Here is a 26,279-nt window from a genome sequence, read left to right as displayed (position 1 = left end):
TAAGCACGCCGCCAGCGTTCGTCCTGAGCCAGGATCAAACTCTCCGTTGATGTGATAAACCCACCCACACCCAAAAGCACAGGCAGGCCAACACCCGATCAAGACCGAAACCGATCAAGACCAAAGAAAACGATCTGGCACGAAAAAGACGTCATCTGACATCCAACTCGAGCCAACAAAAGTTGGCATCGACATTCGGCACGCTGTTGAGTTCTCAAGAAACGAACACACACCGAGTCCGGGCCTTCCGGCCGTTCGTTCGGGATGTCTCCATCCTACCCGCAACAATCCCCCGGCCGTTTCCGACCGGTGTCTGTCGAGGTGGTCCGACCCCCGGGGCCTACCCTCTCGGGCCGGCCCGCCCGGCGGGCGAACAAGAAGAACATTACGTGACGCTCCGGTGAGCGTCAAACCCGGGGTGTCCTCCGCGCGTCAGCGGTGCGCCACCCGGGCGCCAGGCCCCGCACCTGCGCAGGTCACACGGGGTTCACACGGCTGAGACGCCGGCGTCACCGGGCAGGACCACCGTCCGGTGACGCCGCGTGACCACCGGTGCTCGGCTCAGGAGACGTCCACCGCGGCCAGCGTGCGCTTGCCGCGGCGCAGCACCAGCCAGCGCCCGTGCAGGAGCGCCGAGGCGTCGACCGGCGCGTCCGCGTCGCTCCAGCGCTCGTTGTTCACGTACGCCCCGCCCTCGGCCACAGCCCGCCGTCCCGCCGAGGCGCTCGGCACCACGCCCGCCTCCGCCAGCAGCCGGGGCACCAGCAGCGGCTCCCCCACCGGCACCCGCGCGGTGGGCAGCTCCGCCAGCGCCGACCCGAGCGTGTCGACGTCCAGCGCCGTGAGGTCCCCCTGGCCGAAGAGCGCCGCGCTGGCAGCCTCCACGCGCGCCGTCGCCGCGGCCCCGTGCACGAGCGTGGTGACGTCCTGCGCCAGCACCCGCTGCGCCGCCCTCGCCTGCGGTCGCGCCGCGGTCTCCTCCGCGAGCGCGGCCAGCTCCTCGCGCGTGCGCTGCGTGAACACGCGCAGGTACCAGTCCACGGCGGCGTCCTCGGCCGCCAGCCAGAACTGGTAGAAGGCGTAGGGGCTGGTCATCTCCGGGCTCAGCCACACGGTGCCGGACTCGGTCTTGCCGAACTTGGTGCCGTCCGGCTTGGTGATGAGCGCCGTGGAGAGCGCGTGCACGGAGACGCCTTCCACCCGGTGGACGAGGTCGACGCCGCTGGTGATGTTCCCCCACTGGTCCGACCCGCCGGTCTGCAGCACGCACCCGTACCGGCGGAACAGCTCGAGGTAGTCCATCCCCTGCAGGATCTGGTAGCTGAACTCGGTGAAGCTGATGCCCTCGTCGGAGGCCATCCGCGCCGAGACGGCCTCCTTGGCCAGCATCCGTCCCACCCGGAAGTGCTTGCCGACGTCCCGCAGGAACTCGATGGCGCTCAGGGGCGCCGTCCAGTCGAGGTTGTTGACCAGCCGTGCCGCGTTCGGTCCCTCGAAGGAGACGAAGGGGCGCACCTGCTCCGCGATGCGCTGGACCCAGGAGGCCACGACCTCCGGGTCGTTGAGCACCCGCTCGCCGCTCATGCGCGGGTCGCCCACCAGGCCGGTCGACCCGCCCACGAGGATCAGCGGCACGTGGCCGGCGTCCTGCAGTCGCCGGGCCGTGACGAGCTGCACGAGGTTGCCCATGTGCAGGCTCGGCGCCGTCGGGTCGAAGCCCACGTAGAAGGTCACCGGGCCGGCGTCGAGGGCGGCGCGCAGCGCGTCCTCGTCGGTGCTCTGCGCCAGCACGCCCCGCCAGCGCAGCTCGTCGATGATCCCGGATCCGGCCTTGCCAGTCACAGCGCGCTCTCCTCGTCGGTCGGCCTCGTCGTCGTCGAGGTCGTGGGAGAGCCTGCCCGACGACGGCGCGGCGCCGCCACGCGGTAAGCCGACACGGTGGGCTCCCCCGCCAGCCAGAGGCGCCAGGGGTAGCGCCCGCCGTCCCCGCCCTCCCCCGAGACGCCGACCCTCGGGCCCGTCAGCACCTCGGGCGACGACGACGACGCGGGCCCGTCGAGCACCCGCAGCGCGGAGGTGGGGGCGCACAGGTCCGCGCCGTCCTGCGCCTTGTCGAGGCCGAGCGCCGACGCCAGCCGGGCCGGGCCGCGGGCGAGGTCGACGTCCCTGCGGGCGGCGGGGCGGCGCGAGCGCGCCAGGTCCAGACCGCCCACCACCTCCCCCGCGCGCAGCAGCACGGCGCTGGCGGTGCCCTCCGGCCCGCAGACGAGGTTGGCGCACCAGTGCATGCCGTAGCTGAAGTAGACGTACGCGTGGCCGGGCGGGCCGAACATCACCGCCGTGCGGGGCGTGCGGCCGCGCGCGGCGTGCGAGCCGGGGTCCCCCGGGCCGGCGTAGGCCTCGACCTCGGTGAGGCGGACGGCCACTGCGTCGTCGTCCTCCCCCGTCGGGCTGTGGACGACGACGCGGCCGAGGAGGTCGCGCGCCACCTCCAGCACCGGCCTGCCGAAGAAGGCGCGCGACACCGGGGGCGTGCTTCGAAAGTCCATGATCACGGTCGGAGGGTGCTCGGGAAGTCCATGATCACGGGGAGGGGGTCAGGAGAGGGCGGTGGCGGCGGCGCGGAGCTCGGCGAGCTGCTCGGCCACGCGGGCCGGCGCGGTGCCGCCGCGGGCGTCGCGGGAGGCGATGGAGCCCTCCACCGTCAGGACGGCGCGGACGCCGGCCGGGTCCTCCCCCAGCTTCGCGTGGATCGCGGCGAGGTCGGCGTCGGGCAGCTCGTCGAGCTCGCACCCCAGCTCCTCGCAGCGGCGCACGGCGGCGCCGGCGGCCTCGTGGGCGTCGCGGAACGGCACGCCCAGGCGGACGAGGTGGTCGGCGACGTCGGTGGCCAGCGAGAAGCCCTGCGGGGCGAGCTCGGCCAGGCGCGCGGTGTCGAAGCGCAGCGTGGCGACCATGCCCGTGAAGGCCGGCAGCAGCAGGAGCAGCGTGTCGGCGGCGTCGAAGACGGGCTCCTTGTCCTCCTGCAGGTCGCGGTTGTACGCGAGCGGGAGGGCCTTGAGCGTGGCCAGCAGGCCCGTCAGGTCACCGATGAGGCGCCCCGCCTTGCCGCGCGCGAGCTCGGCGATGTCGGGGTTCTTCTTCTGCGGCATGATGCTCGACCCCGTCGAGAAGGCGTCGTCGAGCGCCACGAAGCCGAACTCCTTGGTGGCCCACAGCACCACCTCCTCCGCCAGGCGGGAGAGGTCGACGCCGACCATCGCGGCCACGAAGGCGAACTCCGCCGCCACGTCGCGGCTGGCGGTGCCGTCGATGCTGTTGGGCACCGACCCGGCGAAGCCCAGCTCGGCGGCCACGGCCTCGGGGTCGAGGCCCAGGGAGGAGCCCGCGAGCGCGCCGGAGCCGTAGGGCGACAGCGCCGCGCGGGCGTCCCAGTCGCGGAACCTCTCGACGTCGCGCAGCAGCGCCCACGCGTGGGCGAGCAGGTGGTGCGCCAGCAGCACGGGCTGGGCGTGCTGGAGGTGGGTGCGGCCCGGCATGGCCGCGGTGGGGTGCGCCTGCGCGGTGGCGGCGAGCACCTCCACGAGCTCCAGCAGCTGCGCGCGGATCGCCCCGGCCTCGGTGCGCAGGTGCATCCGCAGCAGGGTGGCGATCTGGTCGTTGCGGGAGCGGCCCGCCCGCAGCCGGCCGCCCAGGTCAGCGCCGGCGCGCTCCAGGAGCACGCGCTCGAGCGCGCCGTGCACGTCCTCGTCGTCGTCGGCGGGCTGCAGGGCGCCGGAGACGACGTCGTCGTGGATCCCCTGCAGCACCTCCAGCATGCGGGCCAGCTGCTCGTCGGTGAGCAGGCCGGCGCTGTGGAGCACGCGGGCGTGGGCCATCGAGGCGCGGACGTCGTGGGGGGCCAGGCGCCAGTCGAACTGGGTGCTCTTCGACAGCGCCGCGAGCGCCGCCGACGGGCCGCTGGCGAACCGGCCGCCCCACAGGGCGCCGTGGACGGTGGTCCCGGCGGAGGTGGGGTCGGTCTGGCTCACGGGGTCTCCTCGCTGGTGCTGGTGCTGGTGCTGGTGCTGGTGCTGGTGGCTGGCGGCTCGGTGCGGCCGTCGGCCAGGGCGATCATGCGGGCCGCGAGCGCGGGGCCGCCGGCGGGGTCGCGGGCGACGAGCAGCACGGTGTCGTCACCGGCGATGCAGCCCATCACCTCGGGCAGGGCGGCGTGGTCGACCGCGGACGCCAGGAACTGGGCGGCGCCCGGCGGTGTTCTGACGACGACGAGGTTGGCCGAGGCCTCGGCGGTGACGAGCAGCTCCTCGCACAGCCGGGCCAGGCGCGCGGAGCGCCCGGCCTCGGGGACGGCCGGACGCGGCGTGCGGTCTCCCCCCTCCGCGGGAACCCCGTAGACCAGGGCTCCCCCCAGGGTGGCCGAGCGCACCTTCACGGCGCCGAGCTCCACCAGGTCGCGCGACAGCGTGGCCTGGGTGACGACGACGCCGTCGGCGGCGAGGAGCTCGGCCAGCTCGGTCTGGGAGCGCACCGGCCGGGTGCCGACGAGCGCGGCGATGCGCGCCCGGCGGGCCGTCGGCGTCGTCGGCGTCGTCGGCGTCGCGGGAGGGCCGCCCGTCACGCCGTCTCGCGCGCCTCGAGGAGCGCCACCAGCAGCGCCTTCTGCGCGTGGAGGCGGTTCTCCGCCTCGTCCCACACCCAGCTGCCAGGACCGTCGAGGTAGGAGGCGTCGACCTCCTTGCCGCGGTAGGCGGGCAGGCAGTGCAGCACCCCGGCACCGGGCTTCGCACCGGCCATGAGGTGCGGCGTGACCGAGAAGGGCACGAACGGGGTCTCGCGGGAGGCGGCCTCGGACTCCTGGCCCATCGACACCCAGGTGTCGGTGGCGACGACGTCGGCGCCGGCCACCGCCTGCGCGGCGTCGTGGACGACGGTCACGGACCCGCCGGTGGCCTGCGCCGCACGACGCGCGTCCTCCAGGACCCCCGGGTCGGGCAGGTGGGTCTCGGGCGTGCCGACCACCACGTGCATGCCGGCCACCGCCCCGCCCAGCAGGTAGGAGTTGGCCATGTTGTTGTTGCCGTCACCGACGTAGGCGAAGACCGTGCCCGGCAGGCCGTCGACGCCGCCGGGGCGGTGCTCGGCGACCGTCTGCAGGTCCGCGAGGATCTGGCACGGGTGCAGCAGGTCGGTGAGGGCGTTCACCACGGGCACGGAGCTGGCGGCGGCCATGGCCTCGAGGTCCGCCTGCGCGAAGGTGCGCCAGGTGATGAGCGCGACCTGCCGGGACAGCACGCGGGCGGTGTCGGCCACCGGCTCCCCGCGGCCCAGCTGGCTGGTGGAGGCGTCGATGACGAGCGGGAACCCGCCGAGCTCGGCCACACCGACCGAGAAGGACAGGCGGGTGCGGGTGGACGGCTTGTCGAACAGCAGCGCGGCGGTCCTCGGGCCGTCGAGCGGCCGGCGCGGGTGGCGCGCCACCGGGTCGGCGAGGCCGCGGGCGGCCTTCAGCTCGATGGCCAGGCGCAGCACGTCGGCCTGCTGGGCGTGGGTGAGGTCGTCGTCGCGCAGGAAGTGCTGGGGGAACTGGCTGGTCATTCGGGGCTCCCGGTCGGGGCGGGCGGGGTGGGTGCCTGGCTCGCGGCGGCGGCCGCGCGGGTGGCGTGGGCGCGCTGCAGGATCCCGGGCAGGGCGTCGGTGAACTCCGCCAGCTGGGCGTCGGTGAGGACGAGCGGCGGGGCGACCCGGACGGCGTCCGGGGCAACGGCGTTGACGATGAAGCCCGCCTCCAGCGCCGCCGCCGCCACGTCCTTGGACGCCGGGGCGTCGAGCACGAGGGCCTGCAGCGCGCCGACGCCGCGCAGGCCGGCCAGCAGCGGGGGGCGCTGGTCGGTCGGCAGGGCGACGAGGGCGTCGACGGCGGACTGGAGCTGCTCGCCGATCGAGCGGGCGCGCTCGGCGAGGCCGTCGCGCTCCACCACGTGGAGGACGGCGAGGCCGGCGGCCGTGGCCAGCGGGTTCCCGCCGTAGGTGGTGCCGTGCTGGCCGGCGCCCAGCAGGCCCCCGGCCCTGTCGGTCACGGCGACCGCCGCGCCGACGGGCACTCCCCCGCCGAGGGCCTTGGCGAGCGTCACGACGTCGGGCAGCGTCCCTGCGTCCAGGCCGATCCCCGGCAGCTGGTGGGCGAACCAGGCGCCGGTGCGCGCGATGCCGGTCTGCACCTCGTCGAGCACGAGCAGCGCGCCGGCCTCGGTGGCGAGGCGGCGCGCGGCCGCGAGGTAGCCGTCGGGAGCGGGCAGCACGCCGCCCTCCCCCTGCACGGGCTCGAGGACCACCGCGGCCACCTGGCCGCGGTCCGCGCCGTCGTCGTCGACCTGCGCCAGAGCGGCGGCGAGGGCGTCGACGTCACCGAAGGGGACGTGCTCGACCCCGCCCGGCAGCGGCGCGAAGGGCTCGCGGTAGCTGGGGTTCCACGTCATGGCCAGCGCGCCCATGGTGCGGCCGTGGAAGGCGCCGCGCGCCGCGACGATCCGCGGGCGACCGGTGCGGCGTGCGATCTTGAAGGCCGCCTCGTTGGCCTCCGCGCCGGAGTTGGCGAAGAAGACCCGGCCGCCCGGCTCGGCGCGGGTGATGGCGAGCAGCTGCTCGGCCAGGGCCACCTGCGCGGGCGTGGCGAAGAAGTTGGAGACGTGGCCGAGGGTGGCCATCTGGCTGGTCACCGCGGCGGTGAGCAGCGGGTGGGCGTGCCCCAGCACCGACGTGGCGATGCCGGCGAGCAGGTCGACGTAGCGGCGGCCGTCGGCGTCCCACACCTGCGCGCCCTCACCGCGCACCAGCGTGCGCAGCGGCGTGCCGTAGGTGCCCATGACGGCGCGGCCGTGGCGCTCCAGCCAGGCGGCGGAGCCGCCGTCGGGGTGGGCGAGGGCGGGGGGCAGGTCCGCTGAGAGCTCCTGGGCGGTCACGGCAGCACCATCGTCCCGACGCCGGAGTCGGTGAAGACCTCCACCAGCAGGGTGTGCGGCACGCGACCGTCCACGACGTGCGCGGCGGAGACCCCGCCGCGCACCGCCCGCAGGCAGGCCTCCATCTTGGGCACCATCCCGGACTCCAGGGTCGGCAGCAGCTGCTCGAGGTCGGCGGCGCCGATCTCGGAGATGAGGGAGGACCTGTCCGGCCAGTCGGAGTAGAGCCCCTCGACGTCGGTGAGGACCACGAGCTTGCGGGCCCCCAGCGCCACCGCGAGCGCCGCGGCGGCGGTGTCGGCGTTGACGTTGAGCACGCCGTCGCCGTCCTCCTCGGGGGCCACGGTGGCGACCACGGGGATGCGGCCGGCGTCGAGGAGGTCCTGGACGGCGCGCGGGTCCACCGCGACGACGTCGCCGACCAGCCCGACGTCCACGGGCTCCCCGTCCACCACGGCGTGGCGGCGGCGGGCGGTGAACAGCCCGGCGTCCTCCCCGCTCAGCCCGACGGCGTGCGGGCCCGAGGCGTTGAGCAGCCCCACCAGCTCGCGGCCGACCGAGCCGGTGAGCACCATGCGCACCACCTCCATGACCTCGGGGGTGGTGACGCGCAGGCCGCCGCGGAACTCGCTGTCGATGCCCAGCCGCGTCAGCATGCGGGAGATCTGCGGGCCGCCGCCGTGGACGACGACGGGGCGCAGCCCGGCCAGGCGCAGGAAGTTGACGTCGGCGGCGAAGGCGCGGGTGAGCTCGTCGTCGACCATGGCGTTGCCGCCGTACTTGACCACCACCAGGGAGCCGTGGAACTGCTCCAGGTACGGCAGCGCCTCGACGAGGACAGCGGCCTTCTCGACGGCGGTGCCGAGGCGGGCGCCGGGAGCGGTCGTGCTCGGGGTGCTCATGAGGAGTACGCGCTGTTCTCGTGCACGTAGTCGTGCGTGAGGTCGTTGGTCCACACCGTGGCCGTGGCGGGCCCGGCGTGCAGGTCGACGACGATGCGCACCTCGCGGGGCGTCAGGTCGACGCCCTCGCGGGGGTCGCCCACGCCGCCGGCGCGGCAGACCTGGACGCCGTTGAAGGAGACGTCGAGGGCGTCCGGGTCGAAGGCGGCGTCGGTGGTGCCGACGGCGGCGAGCACACGGCCCCAGTTGGGGTCGTTGCCGAAGACCGCGGCCTTGAAGAGGTTGGAGCGGGTCACGGCCCGGGCGACGGTGACGGCGTCGTCCTCGGTGGCCGCGCCGACCACCTCCACGGCGATGTCGTGGCTGGCGCCCTCGGCGTCGGCGACCAGCTGGCGGGCCAGGTCGGCGCAGACGGCGGTGACCGCCTGCTGCAGCTCCTCGGCGGCCGCCTCGACGCCGGAGGCGCCGGAGGCCATCAGCAGCACGGTGTCGTTGGTGGACATGCAGCCGTCGGAGTCGACCCGGTCGAAGGTGACCCGGGTGGCGGCGCGCAGGGCGGCGTCGAGCACGGCCGGCTCGGCCACCGCGTCGGTGGTGAGCACCACGAGCATCGTCGCCAGGCCCGGGGCGAGCATGCCCGCGCCCTTGGCCATGCCGCCGACGGTCCAGGCCGCACCTGACGGCGCGTGCGCCACGGCCTGCTTGGACACCGTGTCCGTGGTCATGATCGCGGTGGCCGCGTCGGCGCCGCCCTGCGCGCCGGAGCCGTCCAGAGCGGCCGCCGCGGCGGTGACGCCGGCGAGGAGCCTGTCCATCGGCAGGCGCTCGCCGATGAGGCCGGTGGAGCAGACGGCGACGTCGGCGGCCCCCACGCCGAGGGCCGTGGCGACGGCCTCGGCGGTCGCGTGCGTGTCGACGAAGCCTGGCGCTCCCGTGCAGGCGTTGGCGCCACCGGAGTTGAGGACCACCGCGTCGCAGCGCCCGTCGGACAGGGCCTGGCGGGTCCACTTCACGGGCGCGGCCTGCACGCGGTTGCTGGTGAGGACCACCGCGGCGTCGTGGCGGGGACCGTCGTTGACGACGAGGGCCAGGTCGGGCTTCCCGCTGGCCTTGAGCCCGGCGGTGGTGCCCGCGGCGCGGAACCCCAGCGGGGCGGTGACCCCGGTGCTGCTGGTCGTGGTGCTCATACCGCCAGCACCTCCACCGCGTGGCCGGCGGCGCGCCAGGCCGCGGTGGCCGGGGCCGTGCTGCCGGTGGGCACGAGGACCCAGTCGGTGTCGAAGGTGGAGAGGGCGAACACGCTGATGCCTCCATCGGCGAGCGGGCGGAGCAGACCGGCGAGCACGCCGGTCAGGGCTGAGTCGAGGGGACCCGCCACCTCGAAGGCGGCGTACGGCCCCTGCACCGGTCCGGGCAGGACCTCGGGGACGGCGAGCGCGGGGCAGACCACGCTGAGCTCCTCGGCGCTGCGCGCCACGCACACCAGCGGCTCCCCGCGCGCCCACGTGGGATCGGGCGCGTCAGCGGGCAGGCGCACCACCGAGACCGCGCCGGGGTGCTCGTGCAGCAGCAGGCCGGCGCTCACGGGGCCAGCCCGGTGGTCGGCAGGCCGAGCGTCTCGGGCAGGCCGAACGCGAGGTTGAGGCACTGCACGGCGGCGCCGGCGGTGCCCTTGGTGAGGTTGTCCTCGGCCGCGACGACGACGACGCGGCCGACGCGCTCGTCCAGGGCCAGGCCCATCGAGACGGCGTTGGAGCCGAGGACGTCGGCGGTGCGCGGCCAGGCGCCCTCGGGCAGCAGGTGGACGAACGGCTCGTCGGCGTAGGCCGCGTGCCAGGCGTCGCGCAGCTGGGCGACGGTCACGCCCGGACGGACGCGGGCGGTGCAGGTGGCGAGGATGCCGCGCGGCATCGGCGCCAGCGTGGGCGTGAAGCTCACCGTGACGGGCTCGCCGGCGGCGCCGGACAGGTTCTGCTCGACCTCGGGGGTGTGGCGGTGCACGCCGCCCACGCCGTAGGGGCTCATGGAGCCCATGACCTCGCTGCCGAGCAGGTTCGCCTTGAGGCCCTTGCCGGCTCCCGACGTCCCCGACGCGGCGACGACGACGACGTCGGCCGGCTCGAGCAGGCCCGCGGCGAAGCCGGGCGCGAGCGCCAGCGAGATGCCGGTGGGGTAGCAGCCGGGCACGGCCACGCGGCGGGCGCCGACGAGGGCGTCGCGCTGCTTGGGCGACCCCGTCGTCGTCGAGGTGGTCAGGGGCCCGGTGAGGAGCTCGGGCATGCCGTACGGCCACGTGCCGGCGTGGTCGGTGCCGTAGAAGGTCTTCCACGCGACCGGGTCCACCAGGCGGTGGTCGGCGCCGCAGTCGAGCACCAGCAGGCCTGCGGGCAGCTGGGCGGCGAGCGCCGCGGAGGCGCCGTGCGGCAGGGCGAGGACCACCGCGTCGTGCTCGGCGAGCAGCTCGGCGGTGGTGTGCTCCAGCACGCGGTCGGCCAGGGGCAGCAGGTGCGGGTGGAGGTCCCCCAGGCGGGCGCCCGCGCTGGAGGCGGCCGTCACCGCCCCGACCTCCACCTCGGGGTGCCCGAGCAGGAGGCGCAGCGCCTCACCCCCGGCGTACCCGCTCGCCCCCGCCACAGCCAGCCTGATCACAGTGGAACCATACATGCGCGTGCATGACCATCCAAAGCGGGTTCCCGTCGGGGTGGACGATCACGCCGTGCCGCCGCGCCCGACGGGCAGCAGGATGCCCCCGTGATGCACCTGAGGGCCACCTGTCCGGCCGCGGACGTCGAGCAGGTCCTCGGCTGCCTGCGCGGGGCCACCGGCGTCACCGGCCTGGTCCACCTGCCCGGCGTCGTCCTCGACCCCCCGGGCGACCTCGTCGAGGCCGACCTCGCCCGCGAGGCCGTCGACGGCGTGGTCGAGGACCTGCAGCGCTGCGGCCTGCTGCGCGGCGACGGCGCGCTGGTGCTGCTCGACGTCGACACCGCCACCGGACGTCCCGTCGACCGCGCCGAGGACGACGCCCCCGGCGAGGGCGTCGACGCCGTCGTCTGGTCCCAGCTGGTCGAGCGCGCCGAGTCGGACGGGTCGCTGTCCGCGGCGTTCGTCGTCTTCCTCACCGTCGCCACGCTCATCGCCGCTGTCGGCCTCATCACCGACTCCCAGGTCCTCATCGTGGGGGCGATGGTGCTGGGCCCGGAGTTCACCGCGCTCGCCTCGCTCGCCGTCGCCGTCGTCACCCGGTCCGCGCGTCCGGCGCGCGACGCGCTCAAGGCCCTCGCGGTGGGCTTCCCCGTGGCGATCGCCCTCACCGCGGTGGCCGTGGCGCTGCTCGACGCCGGCGGCCTGATCCCGCAGGCCTACGTCGAGGGCCAGCGGCCGCTGACGTCGTTCGTGTGGAGCCCCGACGCGTTCAGCGTGGTGGTCGCGCTGCTGGCGGGCATCGCGGGCACCGTGTCCCTCACCTCCGACAAGGCCAGCGCCCTGGTCGGGGTGTTCATCTCCGTGACCACCGTCCCGGCCGCCGCGGAGATCGCCGGCGCCGCCGTCACCGGCCAGCCGGACCGCGCGGCGTCGTCAGCGCTGCAGCTGGTGCTCAACATCGGCTGCATCCTGCTGGCTGCGGTGGTCACGCTGGGCGTGCAGCGGGCGGCGTGGAAGCGCATGGACCGGCGCCGGCGGGCCGTCGCGCGCTGACGCCCGCCCCCCGTTGGCTCAGGGTGGCCCTGGTCCACCAGGAGTGGACCGGGGCCACCCTGAGCCAACGAGGGACGGGACCAAGTCCACCCAGCGCGGTCAGCGCAGCGGGTCGTCGGCGCCCCACGGGCGCAGCCGCAGCGTGCGGTCGTCGTCGCCGAGACCGGCGGCGGCGCGCTCGGCGAGCGAGGCGGGGGTGTCGACCCCGGCACGGACCATGCGGCCCGAGAAGGCGTCGAGCTCGCCGCGGGCGAAGGCCACCGCCAGGGCGTCGACCTCGGCCTGGGAGGTCCACTCCCCGCGCTGGCGGCGCTGCTCGTGGGTGGCCATCGCCAGGGTCATCGGGGTCCGCACCACGCCCGGCGCGAGCTCCAGCACGGTGATGCCGTGCGCGGCGCCAGCCGCGTGCAGGTTGCCACCGAGGCGGAAGAGCCCCGCCTTGGCCGCGTTGTACGCCGAGTAGACGGCGGAGTCCTTGATGCCCGCACCCGAGTCGAGGTTGATGACGCGGCCGCCGCCGCGCGCCACCATGCCCGGCACGACCGCCCGGACGGCGTGGAAGGCGCCGACGAGGTCGACGTCGATGACGCGGCGCCACTCCTCGGGGTCGGCCTCCCAGACGGGCACCTCGCTCGCCTCGATGATCCCGGCGGCCGAGACGAGCAGGTCCGCGGGACCCAGCTGCGACTCCAGGTGGTCGACCGCCTGCTGGAGCGCGGGCAGGTCGACGACGTCGGCCGGCACGGCGGCGGCCCGAGCGCCGGTGCGGCGCACGGCCTGCAGCGCCTCGGCGAGGCGCTCCCCGTCTCGGCCCAGCAGCCCGACCGCCAGGCCGGCGGCCCCGAGGGCCTCGGCGAGGCCGCGCCCGATGCCGCTGGTCGCGCCCGTGACGAGCGCGACGCGGCTGGGCGCGGAGGACGACGCGGCGGTCATGCGCCGCGCAGCACGGCGCCGTGGCGGCGTGCGGCCTCGGCGACGGCGGCCTCGCGCACGGCCGCGGCGTCGGCCGCGGTGAGCGTGCGGTCCAGCGCCCGCAGGCGCAGGGAGAACGCCAACGAGCGGTGCCCCTCCGGGACGGGCGCGCCGGTGTAGACGTCGAAGAGGCGGACCTCCTCGACGAGGTCGGCGTGGCCGGACCCAGCGGCGCCCGCGAGCAGCGCCTGGCGGACGTCCTCGGCGGGCACGGAGGCATCGACGACGAGGGCGACGTCCTCCTTGCTCGGTGGGAACGGCGACAGCCGCGGTGCGGGCACCAGCTCCGGCGCGGCGACGACGAGCGCGTCGAGGTCCAGCTCGAACGCCACCGTGCGCGCCGGCAGGCCCAGCGCGGCGACCACCGCGGGGTGCAGCTCACCGGCGTGCCCGACCACGGCGCCGGCGGTCCCACCGGCGGCGCCGCCGGAGGCGGGCAGCGAGAGCTGCGCGCAGCGACCCGGGTGCCACGGCGCGAGCGCCCCGGCGCTCACCGCCAGCTCCACGCGCAGCGCCTGCGCCACCAGCTGCGCGGCGGCCACCGCGTCGGCGGCGTCGGCCACCCGGCCGGCGCCCCACCAGCCGTCGGGCTCCGCGCGCCCGGCGAGCACGCCGGCGACGTGCACGGGCTGCGGCGGCACCGCGGCGAGCAGGCCCGCCAGCTCGGCGTCGGAGGGGCGGCGGTCCACCCGCAGGCGGCCCGCCGCCCTGGCTCCCGCCACGGGGTTGACGACGCCGCCGACCTCGAACAGCGCGACGTCGGCGGCGCCGCGGGAGGTGTTGCGGCGCAGCACGTCGAGCAGGGTGGCCAGCACGCTGGTGCGCAGCAGGGGCTGCTCGTCGGACAGCGGGTTGGCCAGCCGCAGCGCGGCGCGCCGCGGGTCGTCAGCGGGCAGGCCCAGCTCGTCGCTGCGCGCGGCGGACGTGAACGGGTAGGACCGCACCTCGACGAACCCGCCGGCCGCGAGGGCGTCGGCGGCGCGCCGGCGCAGGCGCTGACCGCTGGTCAGGCCACGACCGGGCGGGGCCGGAGGCAGCTCAGACGGGACGGCCTCGTAGCCGTGCAGCCGCACGACCTCCTCGACCAGGTCGACCGGCTGCACGAGGTCGGGCCGCCACGTCGGCGGGACCACGGCGAGCACCCCCGTGGAGCCGGAGGACACGACGCAGCCCACCTGCTCCAGCAGCTCGGTCACCCGCGCGGCGTCGAGCTGCTCCGCGGGCACGCCAGACAGGCGGGACGGCAGGCCGACCGGCAGCGCGATCGCGGCGGGCTCCACCGCGGCGCCGGCGGCGACGACGTCGGTGGCGGCGTCGTCGGCCACGCCGCCGCCGTGCTCCACGAGCAGGCGGACCGCCAGCTCGGCGGCCGCGGCCTGCAGCGCCGTGTCGACGCCGCGCTCGAAGCGGCGGCTGGCCTCGCTGGGCAGCTTGTGGCGCCGGGCGGTCCTCGCGATGGACACCGGGTCGAAGCGGGCGGCCTCGACGAGCACGTCCCGCGTCGTCGTCGTGACCTCGGTGTCGCGGCCTCCCATGACGCCCGCGAGCCCGATGGCGCGCTGGCCGTCGGGTCCGTCGGTGATGAGGAGGTCCTCGGGGTCGAGCGTCCTGTCGACCCCGTCGAGGGTGACGAGCCGCTCCCCCGGGCGCGCGCGGCGGACGACGAGCGGGCCGTCGACGGCGGCGAGGTCGTAGGCGTGCAGCGGCTGGCCCAGCTCGAGCATCACGTGGTTGGTGACGTCGACGGCCAGGGAGATCGGCCGCATGCCGGCCTGCTGCAGGCGGCGCTGCAGCCAGAACGGCGACGGCGCCGTCGGGTCGACGCCGCGCACGACGCGCGCCACCAGCCGGGTGCAGCCGGGCGCGCCGTGGACCGGGGCGTCGTCGCGCAGCTCGACGCCGTGACCGGCCGCCGAGCCGGAGCCGCCGGCGGCGGGCACCTCGACGTCGGCTGGGTCGCGGAACGCGGTGGCCACGTCGAGGCCAGCACCGTGCGCGTACTCGCGGGCCAGGCCGCGGACGCTGAAGCAGTAGCCGCGGTCGGGCGTGACGTTGACCTCGACGACCTCCTCGGTGAGCCCGAGCAGCGCGAGCGCGTCCTGGCCCGGCTGCAGCTGCGACGCGGCGGAGTCACCGAGCAGGCGGGACAGCACGATGATCCCGTCGTGGTCCTCGCCGAGGCCCAGCTCGCGGGCGGAGCAGATCATCCCGTCGGAGACGTGGCCGTAGGTCTTGCGCGCGGCGATGGGGAACGGGCCGGGCAGCACCGCCCCCGGCGTGGCGACGACGACGAGGTCCCCGGCGGAGAAGTTGTGCGCTCCGCAGACGACGCCCCGGGGCTCCTCGCCGCGGGCGAGCTCACCGGTGTCGACCGAGCACCAGTTGATGGTCTTGCCGTTCTTCTGCGGCTCGGGGGCCAGGGACAGCACGCGGCCCACGACGACGGGGCCGGTGACGTCACCGCCGTGCAGGCCCTCCTCCTCCAGGCCCACGCGCACCAGCGCGGCGGCGACCTGCTCGCCGGTGGCGTCCGCGGGGAGGTCGACCCACTGGCGGATCCAGCTCAGGGGCGCGCGCATCAGAGGGCCGTCCCGAGGCCGGTGCCGAAGGCGCGCGAGAAGCGCACGTCGCCCTCGACCATGTCGCGCATGTCGGCGACGCCGTTGCGGATCTGCAGGATCCGCTCGATGCCCATGCCGAACGCGAAGCCGCTGTAGCGCTCCGGGTCGACCCCGCAGGCGCGCAGGACGTTCGGGTTGACCATGCCGCAGCCTCCGAGCTCGAGCCACCCGCTGCCCGAGCCGTCGGGACGCTCGAACCACACGTCGAGCTCCGCGGACGGCTCCGTGAAGGGGAAGAAGGACGGGCGCAGGCGCGTGCGGGCGCTCGGGCCCAGCAGCGCCGTCGCCAGGCGGTCCAGGGTGCCGCGCAGGTGGGCCATGGTCAGGCCCTCGTCCACGGCGATGCCCTCGACCTGGTTGAAGACGGGGGTGTGGGTGGCGTCGAGCTCGTCCGTGCGGAACGTGCGGCCCGGGCACACCACGTACAGCGGCGCCCCGCGCTCCAGCAGGGAGCGAGCCTGCACCGGCGAGGTGTGGGTGCGCATGACGAGACCGGACGAAGGCGGGTCGACGAAGAAGGTGTCCTGCATCTGGCGGGCCGGGTGGTCCACGCCGAAGTTCAGGGCGTCGAAGTTGAACCACTCCGCCTCGACCTCGGGCCCCTCGGCCACCTCGTAGCCCATGGCGGTGAAGACGTCCTCGACGCGCTCGGCCACGAGGGCGAGGGGGTGGCGGGCGCCGGCGCGGGTGCGCTGGACCGGCACCGTGAGGTCGACGGTCTCCTCCACGAGCACCCGGGCGTCGCGCTCGGCCTCCAGCTCGGCGGTGCGGGCCTCCAGCGCGGCGCGCACGCGGCCGCGGGCGCCGCCGATGCGCTTGCCGACGACGGCGCGGTCGGCCGGCGGCACGTCGGCCATGGCGCGGTTGGCCAGGGCCAGGGGGCTGCGGTCGCCGGCGTGCGCGAGGCGCACCTCCTTGAGGGCGTCCAGGTCGGGCGCTGCGGCCAGCGCGGCCAGCGCGTCGGCGACGGCGCTCTCGACCCTCCCCTCGCTGAGCGGGTCGTTCTCCAGTTCGGGCACCGGGCAAGCCTGCCAGAGCGGGCGCGGTGGTCCCCCCGTCGGCCCCGTCCCCCAGCGCAGGAGCCGCGGCGGGCGGCGTCAGCGACGGGGCTCGGGCGCGTCCGTCGTCGTCCCGCTCGCCGCGTCCGCCCTCGTCCGGGTGGCCGCACCGCGCTGGTCGACGCCCTCGGGCAGCTCCACGAGGAGCTGGCGGCGGTCACCACCGGAACGCCGGTCCAGCAGCGGGGTGCCCGGCAGCTGGACGAAGTCCGGGACGGACGCCGGCAGGGTGAACCGGAACCGGGCCCCGCCCGAGGGGGCGGCGCTGACCGTGATGCGCCCCCCGTGGGCGTCCACCAGACCGCGCACCACGTACAGACCCAGGCCGGTGCCGCCGCGGCGGGACCCGCGCCAGAACTTCGTGAAGACCACGCCGAGGTGCTCGGCGGGGATGCCCTCGCCCTCGTCGTCGACGACGACGGCCACGCCGTCGCCGTCCGGGTCGGGCGTCACCGAGATGTCGATCTGGCCGGCGCCGTGGCGCACGGCGTTGCCGACGAGGTTGCTCACCACCTGCTCGAGGCGGTCGGGGTCCGCCCACACCTCCGGCAGCGGGGAGGCGATGGCCACCCGGAACCGCTCGGCGGGCTGGCCGGTGGCCACCATCCGCTCCACCTGGCCGCGCACCAGGCCCGCCAGGTCGACCACCTGGCGCTTGACCTCCAGGCGGCCGGCGTCCATGCGGGAGATGTCGAGGAGCTCGGCGATGAGGCGGGTGACGCGGTCCGCGTCCGCCTCGACGGTCTCGAGCATGAGGCGCTTCTGGGCGTCGGTGAGCCGCTCCCAGCGGCGCAGCAGGGTGGACGTGAATCCCTTGACCGACGTCAGGGGCGAGCGCAGCTCGTGGGCGACGGTGGAGATGAGTCCGGCGTGGTCGTTCTCGAGGCGGCGCCGGGCCTCGGTGTCGCGCAGCTGCAGCACCACCCGCTCCACGGGGGCGCTGCGCGCCGGCCGCACGTAGCGCGCGGTGACGAGGACCTCGTGGTCTCCGGGGAGGACCAGCAGCCGCTCGCGGTGACCGGTGCGCGTGGCCAGGCCCGTGAACGGGTCGGTCATGGACCACCAGTCGCGGCCCGTGGTGTCCTGCAGCGGCAGCGCCGTGCGGACGTCGCGGCCGAGCAGGAGGTCGCGGGAGATGCCCGTGCAGCGCTCGGCGCCGGCGTTGACCAGCTGCACGCGGGCGTCGCCGCCCACGACGACGACACCGTCCGGCAGCTCCTCGAGCAGCCCCTGCGCGGCGTCCACGCTGCCGACCGTACCGCCAGCGCGCCCCTGGACGTCACTCCCGGTGACTGATCCACGGCTGTCGGTGGCCGGGGGGCGCTCGTTCACCCGGTCACGGGGTCGGCGCGGAGCTCGAACCAGACGACCTTGCCGATGCTGTCGTCCCGGACGCCCCACCGCGTGGTGAGCAGGTCGACGATGAACAGGCCCCGCCCGTCGAGCGCGCCGTCGTCGGCGGGCTGCAGCTGGGGGTGGCGGGAGTTGTCGTCACCGACCTCGATGCGCAGCCACCCGCTGTCCGTGCGGATCCACAGCCTCACGTCGGAGCGGCCGTGGACGATGGCGTTGGTCACCAGCTCGCTGGTGCACAGCAGGGCGCTGTCGCAGGCGTCGGGCGGCAGGGCGGCCGCGGTGCACGCCTGCGCGACCAGCCGCCGGGCCTGGCCGGCGGCCTCCGGCCCGCACGGCAGGACGGTCTCAGTCATGGGCCACCGCGGGGGTGCCCGAGGCTCCGCCGGCGCCAGCCCACGAGCGGGACGTGCGGTGCTCCACGGCGCCAGTGTGGCTGACGGTGCCCGCGGGGGCGACGAGGGGCTGCGGCGCGGCGCCGTCCCGGCCCCTGCGGCGGTGCGCGCGGGCGCTCGCGTAGAGGCAGACGGCGGCGGCCGTGGCGAGGTTGAGGCTCTCGGCCCTCCCGTGCAGCGGGACCCGGACGGCCAGGTCGGCCAGCTCCCGCTCGGCGGGGTCCAGGCCGCTGGCCTCGTTGCCGAACAGCCAGGCCGTGGGACCGGCCAGCGGCCCCGCACCGGTCTCGGCCTCGTCCAGGAGGTCGTCGAGGTCGGCGCTGCCGCGGCCGGGGACCCCGTCGGTGGCGAGCACCGCGACACCGGCGGCGCGCAGGCGCTCGACGGCCACGCCCAGCTCGACGCCCTGCACGACGTCGAGGTGGAACAGGCTGCCCGCGGTGGACCGGACCACCTTGGGGTTGTGGACGTCCACGCTGGCGCCGGTGAGCAGCACGGCGGAGGCGCCCGCCGCGTCGGCCACGCGCACCACGGTGCCGGCGTTGCCCGGGTCCTGCACGCGCGCCAGCAGCGCGACCAGCGCCGGGGGGCCCGCGCCGAGCACGTCGTCCAGACCGGTGCGGACGGCGTCGCAGACGGCGACGACGCCCTGCGGCGTGCGGGTGCCGGACAGCACCGCCAGCACCTCGTCGGTGCACTGCAGCAGCTCGGCCCCGGCGCGCTGCGCGCCGGGGCCGAGCTCGGGGTGCCTCTGCAGCGCCGCGGCCGTCGCGATGACGGTGCGGACGCGGTGCGGGGCGGGTGCGTCGAGGGCCTCGCGGACGGCCTGGGGGCCCTCCGCGAGGAAGGCGCCGGCGCGGGCGCGGCCCGAGGGCGTCGCGAGGCGCGCCAGCGCCCGCACGCGGTCGGCGCGGGGGTTGGACAGCCGGCCGGCCGCGGGGGCCGGGGCCGCCGCGGGGCGAGCACCGCTCCGGTGGTCCACCGGACCGGTGCTCACGCCGCTGCCCACGCCCCCGCTACCGGACCGGTGTCAGGCCGCCGAGCCGGCGGCGGCCGGCGTCGCGGGCAGGGCCTCGCGAGCGGTGGTGACCAGCGCCGTGAAGGCGCCCGGGTCGTTGACGGCCAGCTCGGCCAGCATGCGGCGGTCCACCTCGACACCCGCGGCCTTGAGGCCCTGGATGAAGCGGTTGTAGGTCATGCCGTTCTCGCGGACCGCGGCGTTGATGCGCTGGATCCACAGGCGGCGGAAGTCGCCCTTGCGGGCGCGGCGGTCGCGGTAGGCGTAGACGAGGGAGTGGGTGACCTGCTCCTTCGCCTTGCGGTAGAGCCGCGAGCGCTGGCCGCGGTAGCCGCTGGCGCGCTCGAGGACGGTGCGGCGCTTCTTCTGGGCGTTGACTGCCCGCTTGACGCGTGCCACGGGGTGCTCCTGGGTCTTCTAGAGGTCGGTGGGGAGGGGGCTCAGGCGCTCAGCGGCCGAGCAGGCGCTCGGCGCGCTTGGCGTCGGCCGGGGAGAGCTGCGCGTCGACGGACAGGCGGCGCGTGCGGCGGGTCGACTTGCCCTCCAGCAGGTGGCGCAGGTTGGTGCGCTCACGCATGAGCTTGCCGCTCCCGGTGACCTTGAAGCGCTTCTTGGCCCCGCTGTGGGTCTTCATCTTCGGCACGGCTGCCGTCCTCCTCGTTCCGGGCGGGCGCGCTGGCCCGCCCGCGTCTGGTCTGCGCCCGGAGGGGTCCCTCCGGGCGTCACGGGTGCTCGGTGTGTCTGGTCTGACCGACGGTTCCCGGCGCTCAGTCGCCCGAGGGCGGCGGAGGCGTCGGTCGAGCCGGACGGGGGGTCGGCCGCGGGGCGGCCGGGGTGGGGCGGGGCCCCGGTGCGGCGCCCGGGCGGGCGGCCGCGGGACGTGCCGCCGGCGAGGGGCCGGGGCTCGGGACCGGAGCAGCGCCCTCACGGGCGGGTGCGGCCGGAGCGGGCCGGGGACCGGGGGACGCCGAGCCCGGGGCGACCGCGGGACGCGGCATCGCCGGGCGGGCCGGGCGCACGGCCGGCGGGGGGCCGGACGGGCGCGACGGCGCGGACGTGGGCCGCGGCGGGCGGGCGCCGTCGCGGTCGCCACCGCGGTAGCCGCCGTCGCGGTCACCACCGCGGTCCGGACGGTCGCCGCCGCGGTAGCCGCCGTCGCGGTCACCACCGCGGTCCGGACGGTCACCACCGCGGTAGCCGCCCTCGCGGGCGGCCGGGGCGGACGCGGGCTGCGGTGCGCGGCGCACGAACAGCGGCTCGTCGCCCTCGGCGATGAGCGGGGACACCTGGGGCGCCTGGGGCGCCTCGGGGGTCGCCGCCTCGCGGCCCGCCTGCTCTTCGCGCTCCCGCTGGGTGCGCTCGGCGCGAGCGGCGCGGTCGGCGTCGCGGCGGCCGCGCTGCTCGGCCTTCTGCTCGGCCTTGACGTCCGCCTTGCGACGGGTCGGGCCGATGACCATGACCATGTTGCGGCCGTCCTGCTGCGGGCTCGACTCGATGGCACCGAGCTCGGCGACGTCGCCGGCGAAGCGCTGGAGGAGGCGCAGACCCATCTCCGGGCGCGACTGCTCGCGACCACGGAACATGATCATGACCTTGACCTTGTCGCCGCCCTCGAGGAACTTCTCGGCGAAGCCCTTCTTGGTCTCGTAGTCGTGCGGGTCGATCTTCAGGCGCAGCCGGACGGTCTTCAGGACGGTGTTGGTCTGGTTCTTCCGAGCCTCGCGGTCCTTCATCGCGGACTCGTACTTGAACTTCCCGAAGTCCATGAGCTTGCAGACCGGGGGCTTCGCCTGCGGGGCGACCTCGACCAGGTCGAGGTCTGCCTCCTGCGCGAGGCGGAGCGCGTCCTCGACGCGCACGATCCCGACCTGCTCACCGTTCGGCCCGACCAGCCGCACCTCGGGGACGCGGATGCGGTCGTTGATGCGCGGTTCGCTGATGTGCCTTGCTCCTCTGCGACGTGCTCGGAACCACCGTCGCGGGAGGGTCTCCCCCGGCGGACGCGTCGCGAGGGCCTGACCCGGCTCGTGCGCCGCGGGCGACGCTCGAGAGCCGCACGCCCCCTGGTGCTCACCAGGGCGGTGCGGTGGACCGGGGACCCGGCGGCCGGTGAGGGCCGACGCGGGTGGGAGGAGGCCTCCACTTGGCGCACCGGGCCCCGTTCTGCGGCGCCTCCGGCGCCCGGCGGGGCCGGGCAGAGGCGTGCGCGGTCACGGAGCCGCGGTCGGTCAGTCGCCTAATGTACCAGCGTGAGCACGTCCGAGACCAACGCCGACTCCGCCACCACCGTCAGCGCCGCCAGGGACCTGGCCGAGGTCCCCGCCGTGGAGGTGGTGACGGCCGCGGCGGTCCACCTCATGAGCGCGGCGGCCGTGAAGTGCGGGCTCGCGGAGGACGCCGAGGAGGGCGGGCACCTCGACCTCGGCGAGGCCCGCGTGCTCATCACCGCGCTGGCCGGGCTCGTCACCGCCGCCTCCCCCGAGATCGGCGACCACCACGCCCGCCCCCTGCGCGACGGGCTGCGCTCGCTGCAGCTGGCCTTCCGCGAGGCCTCCCCGTTCCCCGACGCGCACGGCGCCGGGCCGGGCGAGAAGTACACCGGCCCCGTCCGCTGACCCCTTGGGGCGTGCGCAGAACGCCCATGATCACGGTGGGGTGAGGGGGTCCTCGGGCCAGGCGTGCTTGGGGTAGCGGCCGCGCATCTGCGCCCGCACCTCCCGGTAGGCCCCGCGCCAGAAGCCGGCCAGGTCCGCCGTCACCGCGAGCGGCCGCCCGGCGGGTGAGAGCAGGTGGACGACGACGGCGACGCGCCCGTCCAGCACCCGCGGCGCCCCGGTCCAGCCCAGCACCTGCTGCAGCCGGACGGCGAGCACGGGCGCCGCGGGGTCGGACCAGTCCAGCCGGGCGCTGCCCTGGTCGGGGCCCCTCTGCTTCCCTCCGGCGGGCAGCGGCAGCCGCTCGGGGGCGAGCTCGTCGAGCCGGGCGGCCTCCGGCCACGGCAGCAGGCGCCGCAGCGCGGAGGTCGTGTCCACCCGGGCGAGGTCGGCCCGGCGGCGGGCGGCGGCGAGCTCCGGGCCGAGCCACTCGGCGGCGCGGGCGAGCAGGGCGTCGTCGTCGACGGCGGGCCACGGGTCGCCCAGGGCCGCGCGGCACGCGGCGAGGCGCTGCCGCAGCCGCACCGCCCCCTCGGACCAGGGCAGCAGCGCCAGGCCCGCCTGGGCGAGCCCGTCGGCGAGGGCCCGCGCCACGAGGGCGCGCTGGCGGTCGTCGAGGGAGCCGGTGAGCGGACGGCTGGACAGCTCGACGGCGCCGAGGCGCTCCACGCGCCGCGCCACCACGTCGCCGCCCGCGCCGCCCTGCCAGGCCACCTCCTCGACCTCGGCGAGCAGCTGGGGCGCGGCGGCCCGGGCGCCGTCCTCGTCCAGGGCCGCGGCAGCCCGCACCCGGGCCTCCGGGTCGCTGCCGGACCTGTCGGCCACGGCCACCGCCAGCCACGGCGCCCCGCGCAGCGCCGATCCGGGCGCCAGGCGCACGGCCGTCCCCCCCGTCGTGAGGTACGACTCCTCCGCCGACCCCGCCGACCCCGCGGGACGGGCGCGGGCGAGGCGCTCGGGGTGGGCCAGCCCGACCACGAGGGCCGCCGCCGCGTCGTCGGTCAGGCGCGCCGCCCGCACGGCCGCGGGAGCTCGCTGGCCGGGCGGCAGGTCCGCCAGCGCCCCGGCGAGGCGCCGCACCTCGGCGCGCCAGCGGGCCGAGCGGCCGGGGTCGTCGTCGCGGCGCAGGGCGCGCCAGCTCGCGGCCACGTCGTCGCCCCCTCCCCCGGGGCCGCCACCTCCCGGGCCACCACCGCCCACGAGGCCGTCCTCGCTGAGCAGCGCGACCACCTCGGCGGCGGTCCGCTCCCCCACCAGCGCCGCGCCGTCGAGCAGCGCGCGCCCCCACCGCGGTTCCAGGCCCAGGGACGCCACCGCCAACCCGCGCGGCGTGGGGCGGGCGGCGGCGGGGTCGTCGTCGTCGAGCAGGCCGAGGTCGTGCAGGACGCGGGCCGCGGCGGCGGTCGCGCCGGCCGGCAGCGGGTCGAGCAGCGGCAGGCCGGCGCCGTCGGCGCGCGACCAGGTGGCCAGCGCGAGCACGGCGCCGGTGAGGTCGGCGGTGGCCACCTCGGGCTGCGGCTGGGGCGCGAGGCGCTCGTGCTCCAGCGCGCTCCAGCAGCGGTAGACCGCGCCCGGGGCCTCGCGGGCGGCGCGTCCGGCGCGCTGCTCGGCGGCGGCGCGGCTGACGCGCACGGTGGCCAGGCCCCCGAGGCCGCGGGCGTGGTCGGTGCGCGGCACCCGGGCCAGGCCCGCGTCGACGACGGTCCGCACGCCGGGGACGGTGAGGCTCGACTCGGCGACGGCGGTGGAGACCACCACGCGCCGCCGGCCGGGCTCGGAGGGGCGCAGCGCGGCGTCCTGGGCGTCGGTGGACTGGCGGCCCGACAGGGCGAGGACGTCGACGGCGCCGCCGTCGCTGCCACCGCTGAGAGAACGCTCCAGCCGGGACCGCACCCCGCCCACCTCGGCGGCCCCGGGCACGAACACCAGCACGTCGCCATCGCGCTCAGCCAGCGCGCGACGGGTGGTCGCGGCGACGTGGTCGAGCAGCGCCGGATCGGTGCGAGTGCCCTCCGGCGGGCGCACGGGACGGGTGGGCGGGGCCCACACCACCTCGAGGGGGTGGACGGGCGCGGTGGCGACGACGACGGGCGCCGGCCGCGCTCCGTCGTCGTCGTCCTCGCCGGTGGAGGAGCCGAGGACGGCGGCGAGGCGGGCGGTGTCGGGGGTGGCCGAGGCGGCGAGGACGCGCAGGTCGGGGCGCAGCGCCGCGCGGGCGTCGAGGAGCAGCGCCAGGGCGAGGTCGGCGTCGAGGTGGCGCTCGTGGACCTCGTCGAGGACGACGACGGCGACGCCCGGCAGCTCCGGGTCGCGCTGCAGCCGGCGCAGCAGCAGGCCGGTGGTGACCACCTCCACGCGGGTGGCGGCGCTGGTGCGGCGCTCACCGCGGACGCTCCAGCCGACGCGCTGCCCGACGGGCTCGCCGACCAGGGAGGCCATGCGGCGGGCGGCGGCGCGCACGGCCACGCGGCGGGGCTCGGCGACCACCACCCGGCCGGCGCCGTCGGGGAGGCCGTCGGCGAGGGCGAGCGGCACGAGCGTGGTCTTGCCGGTGCCGGGAGGGGCCACGAGCAGGGCCGTGCCGCGGTCGGCGAGGGCGGCGGTGAGCTCGTCGAGGACCTCCCGGACGGGGAGGTCGGCGCCCGAGCCGGGTCGGCCGACGGGCGGCAGCATCACGCCGCCCATCCTCCCCCGCCCCCTTCCCGCACTCGCGAACCCCAGTGCGCGTTCACGGCCCCCTCATCCCGCACTCGGGTGCGCGAGTGCGGGATGAGGGGGCGTCGATGCAGCACTCGGGTGCGCGAGTGCGGGGTGACTCCGGGGCGGTGTGGGGTGGGTCAGCCGAGGAGGACCTCGCGGGCGGCGGCGCGGGCGGCGGCCGGGTCGTCAGCCTCGACGGCGGCGCGCGCTGCCTCCTGGCAGGCGGCCAGCTGCACCTGCGCCAGGCGCGCACCGACCGCGGAGACCGCGCTGGCCGCGCACGACAGCGACGTGATGCCCATGCCCGCGAGCACCGCTCCGAGCAGCGGGTCCGCGGCGGCCTCGCCGCACACGCCCACCGGCTTGCCGGCGGCGACCCCGGCAGCCGCGGTCAGCGCCACGAGCTGCAGCAGCGCCGGCTGCCACGGGTCGTTCAGGTGGGCGAGGTCGGCGGAGAGCCGGTCGGCGGCGAGGGTGTACTGCGCCAGGTCGTTGGTGCCGATGGAGAGGAAGTCGACCTCGCGCAGGATCCGCTCGGCGTGCAGCGCGGCAGCGGGGACCTCCACCATGACGCCGGCGGTCAGGCCGCGCGAGCGGACGCGCGCGGCGAAGTCCCGGGCCTCGGCGGCGGTGGCGACCATCGGCGCCATCACCCACGGCGACGCGCCCGTCTGCTGGGCGGCCAGCGCGATCGCGTCGAGCTGGCGCTCGAGGATCCCCTCCTGCTTCCAGGCGATGCGCAGGCCGCGCACGCCGAGGGCGGGGTTCTCCTCGTCCGGCGCGGTGGCGAACTTCAGGGGCTTGTCGGAGCCGGCGTCGAGGGTGCGCACGACCACCTTGGAGCCGGCGCCCGCGCCGGCCGGGCGGTCGGCGAAGGCGGCGAAGACCTCGCCGTAGATGCGGGCCTGCTCGGCGACGGACGGCTCGGAGTCCGCGTCGAGGAAGCACAGCTCGGTGCGGAACAGCCCCACGCCCTGCGCCCCGGTGGCGGCGGCCCTGCGGGCGCCGGCGCCGTCCTGGACGTTGGCGAGCACGTCGACGGTGTGGCCGTCCGCGGTGGCGCCCGGCCCGGTCCACGCCGCGACGGCGGCGGCCTCGCGCTCGGAGGCCTCCACCCGGGAGGCGGCGTGCGCGCGGTCGGGCTCGACGGCCACCTCACCGGAGGTGCCGTCGACCAGCACGAACTGGCCGGTGGCGACGTCGTCGAGACCGCCGACGGCCACCACGCAGGGGATGCCCAGCTGGCGGGCGATGATCGCGGTGTGGCTCGTGGGGCCGCCGCGGGTGGTCGCGATGGCCAGCACCAGCTCGGGCTGCAGGCCCGCGGTGTCGGCGGGGGCGAGGTCGTCGGCGAGCAGCACCGAGGGGTCGGCGGGGACCGGCACGCCGGGCTCGTCCTGGCCGGTGAGCTCGGCGACGAGGCGGTCGCGCAGGTCGGCGAGGTCGGTGACGCGCTCGGCCATGACCCCGCCGAGCTGGGTGAACATCGCGCTGAACTGCTCGGCGGCGCCGACGACGGCCACGTCGGCCGGGGCGCCGGCCTTGACGCGCTTGGCGACGGCAGCCAGCAGCCCGCGGTCTCGGGCGAGCCCGGCGGTGGCCTCCAGCACCTCCGCGGCGGCGCCGGAGGCGCGTGCTGCGCGCCCCTCCAGGCGCTCGGCGACGACGCCGGCGGCGGCTTGGAAGCGCTCGACCTCACCGGCGCGGGCCTCCTCGGCCACGGACGCCTCGCCGGTGACCTCCGGCAGGCGCGGCCGGTCGGCCGGGCGCACCACCGGCCCGGCACCCACGCCGGGCACGACCGGGATGCCGACCAGGGAGCGGCCCTCCGGGCCGGTGCCCGCGGACAGGCCGGTGGAGGCGGACGGAGGGGTGGCGACGCTGCTCATCGTGACTCCTGCGCTGGAGCGGGACCCGCCGCGGAGGCGGGCTGAGGGGTGGTGTC

Annotated in this window: 23 protein-coding genes; 2 read left to right on the top strand and 21 right to left on the bottom strand. The window is 76.7% G+C overall.

What is annotated here, in order from left to right:
* Window positions 1–561: 561 nt before the first annotated feature.
* Genes tyrS through argC form a run of 10 tightly spaced genes read right to left on the bottom strand, consistent with a single transcriptional unit; the run spans window position 562 to window position 10,528 of the window.
* A complete protein-coding gene (gene tyrS, locus H7K62_RS18640) occupies window positions 562–1,842 on the bottom strand; it encodes a tyrosine--tRNA ligase (protein WP_186721392.1) in 1,281 nt (426 codons plus the stop codon).
* Complete coding sequence (locus H7K62_RS18635; protein ID WP_186721438.1) at window positions 1,839–2,549, bottom strand: DNA-3-methyladenine glycosylase; 711 nt, start codon at window positions 2,547–2,549, stop codon at window positions 1,839–1,841. Before H7K62_RS18635 ends, tyrS begins: the two co-directional genes overlap by 4 nt.
* 48 nt (window positions 2,550–2,597) lie before the next feature.
* A complete protein-coding gene (argH, locus tag H7K62_RS18630) occupies window positions 2,598–4,031 on the bottom strand; it encodes an argininosuccinate lyase (protein ID WP_370591849.1) in 1,434 nt (477 codons plus the stop codon).
* Window positions 4,028–4,621, bottom strand: a complete 594-nt coding sequence (locus tag H7K62_RS18625; protein ID WP_186721390.1) for an arginine repressor — start codon at window positions 4,619–4,621, stop codon at window positions 4,028–4,030. Before H7K62_RS18625 ends, argH begins: the two co-directional genes overlap by 4 nt.
* Window positions 4,618–5,598, bottom strand: coding sequence for an ornithine carbamoyltransferase (gene argF, locus H7K62_RS18620; RefSeq protein ID WP_186721388.1), 981 nt, complete (start codon window positions 5,596–5,598; stop codon window positions 4,618–4,620). Before argF ends, H7K62_RS18625 begins: the two co-directional genes overlap by 4 nt.
* Window positions 5,595–6,962, bottom strand: a complete 1,368-nt coding sequence (locus tag H7K62_RS18615; RefSeq protein WP_186721386.1) for an acetylornithine transaminase — start codon at window positions 6,960–6,962, stop codon at window positions 5,595–5,597. The genes argF and H7K62_RS18615 overlap by 4 nt, the downstream gene beginning before the upstream one ends.
* Complete coding sequence (gene argB, locus H7K62_RS18610) at window positions 6,959–7,864, bottom strand: acetylglutamate kinase (RefSeq protein ID WP_186721384.1); 906 nt, start codon at window positions 7,862–7,864, stop codon at window positions 6,959–6,961. Before argB ends, H7K62_RS18615 begins: the two co-directional genes overlap by 4 nt.
* The gene (gene argJ / locus H7K62_RS18605) at window positions 7,861–9,051 is read right to left on the bottom strand and encodes a bifunctional glutamate N-acetyltransferase/amino-acid acetyltransferase ArgJ (protein WP_186721382.1); all 1,191 of its coding nucleotides are present in this window, start codon (window positions 9,049–9,051) and stop codon (window positions 7,861–7,863) included. The genes argB and argJ overlap by 4 nt, the downstream gene beginning before the upstream one ends.
* On the bottom strand, window positions 9,048–9,449 hold the full coding sequence (locus tag H7K62_RS24265) for an ACT domain-containing protein (protein ID WP_186721379.1): 402 nt from the start codon (window positions 9,447–9,449) through the stop codon (window positions 9,048–9,050). Before H7K62_RS24265 ends, argJ begins: the two co-directional genes overlap by 4 nt.
* Entirely contained in the window at window positions 9,446–10,528 is a 1,083-nt protein-coding gene (gene argC / locus H7K62_RS18595) for an N-acetyl-gamma-glutamyl-phosphate reductase (RefSeq protein WP_186721377.1), read from the bottom strand. Before argC ends, H7K62_RS24265 begins: the two co-directional genes overlap by 4 nt.
* A 90-nt stretch (window positions 10,529–10,618) precedes the next feature.
* Here argC and H7K62_RS18590 point away from each other — a divergent pair, with 90 nt between their 5' ends.
* A complete protein-coding gene (locus H7K62_RS18590; RefSeq protein WP_255480769.1) occupies window positions 10,619–11,563 on the top strand; it encodes a DUF389 domain-containing protein in 945 nt (314 codons plus the stop codon).
* Window positions 11,564–11,662: 99 nt separating this feature from the next.
* Here the strand turns inward: H7K62_RS18590 and H7K62_RS18585 are convergent, their stop codons facing one another.
* The 9 genes from H7K62_RS18585 to infC all read right to left on the bottom strand — a co-directional run bounded on the left by H7K62_RS18585 (window position 11,663) and on the right by infC (window position 20,878).
* On the bottom strand, window positions 11,663–12,496 hold the full coding sequence (locus tag H7K62_RS18585; RefSeq protein ID WP_186721373.1) for an SDR family NAD(P)-dependent oxidoreductase: 834 nt from the start codon (window positions 12,494–12,496) through the stop codon (window positions 11,663–11,665).
* Window positions 12,493–15,114 (bottom strand): phenylalanine--tRNA ligase subunit beta, encoded by a 2,622-nt coding sequence (gene pheT, locus H7K62_RS18580; protein WP_186721372.1) that lies wholly within the window; start codon window positions 15,112–15,114, stop codon window positions 12,493–12,495. Before pheT ends, H7K62_RS18585 begins: the two co-directional genes overlap by 4 nt.
* Entirely contained in the window at window positions 15,114–16,175 is a 1,062-nt protein-coding gene (gene pheS / locus H7K62_RS18575; protein WP_186721370.1) for a phenylalanine--tRNA ligase subunit alpha, read from the bottom strand. Before pheS ends, pheT begins: the two co-directional genes overlap by 1 nt.
* A 78-nt stretch (window positions 16,176–16,253) precedes the next feature.
* On the bottom strand, window positions 16,254–17,459 hold the full coding sequence (locus tag H7K62_RS18570) for a sensor histidine kinase (RefSeq protein WP_186721368.1): 1,206 nt from the start codon (window positions 17,457–17,459) through the stop codon (window positions 16,254–16,256).
* Between the two features lie 83 nt (window positions 17,460–17,542).
* Entirely contained in the window at window positions 17,543–17,923 is a 381-nt protein-coding gene (locus tag H7K62_RS18565) for an ATP-binding protein (protein WP_186721362.1), read from the bottom strand.
* A complete protein-coding gene (locus H7K62_RS18560) occupies window positions 17,916–18,959 on the bottom strand; it encodes a TrmH family RNA methyltransferase (RefSeq protein WP_370591848.1) in 1,044 nt (347 codons plus the stop codon). Before H7K62_RS18560 ends, H7K62_RS18565 begins: the two co-directional genes overlap by 8 nt.
* 33 nt (window positions 18,960–18,992) lie before the next feature.
* Window positions 18,993–19,379 carry a 50S ribosomal protein L20 gene (gene rplT, locus H7K62_RS18555; protein WP_186721360.1) on the bottom strand — a complete coding sequence of 129 codons (387 nt, stop codon included), beginning with the start codon at window positions 19,377–19,379 and terminating at the stop codon, window positions 18,993–18,995.
* A 49-nt stretch (window positions 19,380–19,428) separates the two neighbouring features.
* Entirely contained in the window at window positions 19,429–19,623 is a 195-nt protein-coding gene (gene rpmI / locus H7K62_RS18550; RefSeq protein WP_109775618.1) for a 50S ribosomal protein L35, read from the bottom strand.
* Window positions 19,624–19,747: 124 nt separating this feature from the next.
* Entirely contained in the window at window positions 19,748–20,878 is a 1,131-nt protein-coding gene (infC, locus tag H7K62_RS24260) for a translation initiation factor IF-3 (protein ID WP_370591847.1), read from the bottom strand.
* 351 nt (window positions 20,879–21,229) lie between these two features.
* Between infC and H7K62_RS18540 the strand changes: the two genes are divergently transcribed.
* A complete protein-coding gene (locus H7K62_RS18540) occupies window positions 21,230–21,595 on the top strand; it encodes a DUF1844 domain-containing protein (protein WP_186721357.1) in 366 nt (121 codons plus the stop codon).
* Between the two features lie 30 nt (window positions 21,596–21,625).
* Here H7K62_RS18540 and hrpB read toward each other — a convergent pair whose 3' ends face one another.
* Window positions 21,626–24,307: an ATP-dependent helicase HrpB gene (gene hrpB / locus H7K62_RS18535; protein WP_186721430.1), complete on the bottom strand. Its 2,682-nt coding sequence runs from the start codon at window positions 24,305–24,307 to the stop codon at window positions 21,626–21,628.
* A 164-nt stretch (window positions 24,308–24,471) separates the two neighbouring features.
* A complete protein-coding gene (locus H7K62_RS18530) occupies window positions 24,472–26,223 on the bottom strand; it encodes a putative PEP-binding protein (protein WP_186721355.1) in 1,752 nt (583 codons plus the stop codon).
* Window positions 26,224–26,279: the final 56 nt, after the last annotated feature.

Origin of the sequence: Quadrisphaera sp. RL12-1S, assembly GCF_014270065.1 — a bacterium.
In the GTDB taxonomy this organism is placed as follows: domain Bacteria; phylum Actinomycetota; class Actinomycetes; order Actinomycetales; family Quadrisphaeraceae; genus Quadrisphaera.
This window is presented reverse-complemented; position numbering and strand designations above follow the sequence as displayed.

What these genes read in the sequence shown, in the direction of transcription:
- H7K62_RS18635 (WP_186721438.1), bottom strand. Translation starts at nt 2,549, where the DNA reads ATGGACTTTCGAAGCACGCCCCCGGTGTCGCGCGCCTTCTTCGGCAGG.
- argF (WP_186721388.1), bottom strand. Translation starts at nt 5,598, where the DNA reads ATGACCAGCCAGTTCCCCCAGCACTTCCTGCGCGACGACGACCTCACC.
- argB (WP_186721384.1), bottom strand. Translation starts at nt 7,864, where the DNA reads ATGAGCACCCCGAGCACGACCGCTCCCGGCGCCCGCCTCGGCACCGCC.
- argJ (WP_186721382.1), bottom strand. Translation starts at nt 9,051, where the DNA reads ATGAGCACCACGACCAGCAGCACCGGGGTCACCGCCCCGCTGGGGTTC.
- argC (WP_186721377.1), bottom strand. Translation starts at nt 10,528, where the DNA reads ATGTATGGTTCCACTGTGATCAGGCTGGCTGTGGCGGGGGCGAGCGGG.
- H7K62_RS18590 (WP_255480769.1), top strand. Translation starts at nt 10,619, where the DNA reads ATGCACCTGAGGGCCACCTGTCCGGCCGCGGACGTCGAGCAGGTCCTC.
- H7K62_RS18585 (WP_186721373.1), bottom strand. Translation starts at nt 12,496, where the DNA reads ATGACCGCCGCGTCGTCCTCCGCGCCCAGCCGCGTCGCGCTCGTCACG.
- pheT (WP_186721372.1), bottom strand. Translation starts at nt 15,114, where the DNA reads ATGCGCGCGCCCCTGAGCTGGATCCGCCAGTGGGTCGACCTCCCCGCG.
- H7K62_RS18565 (WP_186721362.1), bottom strand. Translation starts at nt 17,923, where the DNA reads ATGACTGAGACCGTCCTGCCGTGCGGGCCGGAGGCCGCCGGCCAGGCC.
- hrpB (WP_186721430.1), bottom strand. Translation starts at nt 24,307, where the DNA reads ATGCTGCCGCCCGTCGGCCGACCCGGCTCGGGCGCCGACCTCCCCGTC.
- H7K62_RS18530 (WP_186721355.1), bottom strand. Translation starts at nt 26,223, where the DNA reads ATGAGCAGCGTCGCCACCCCTCCGTCCGCCTCCACCGGCCTGTCCGCG.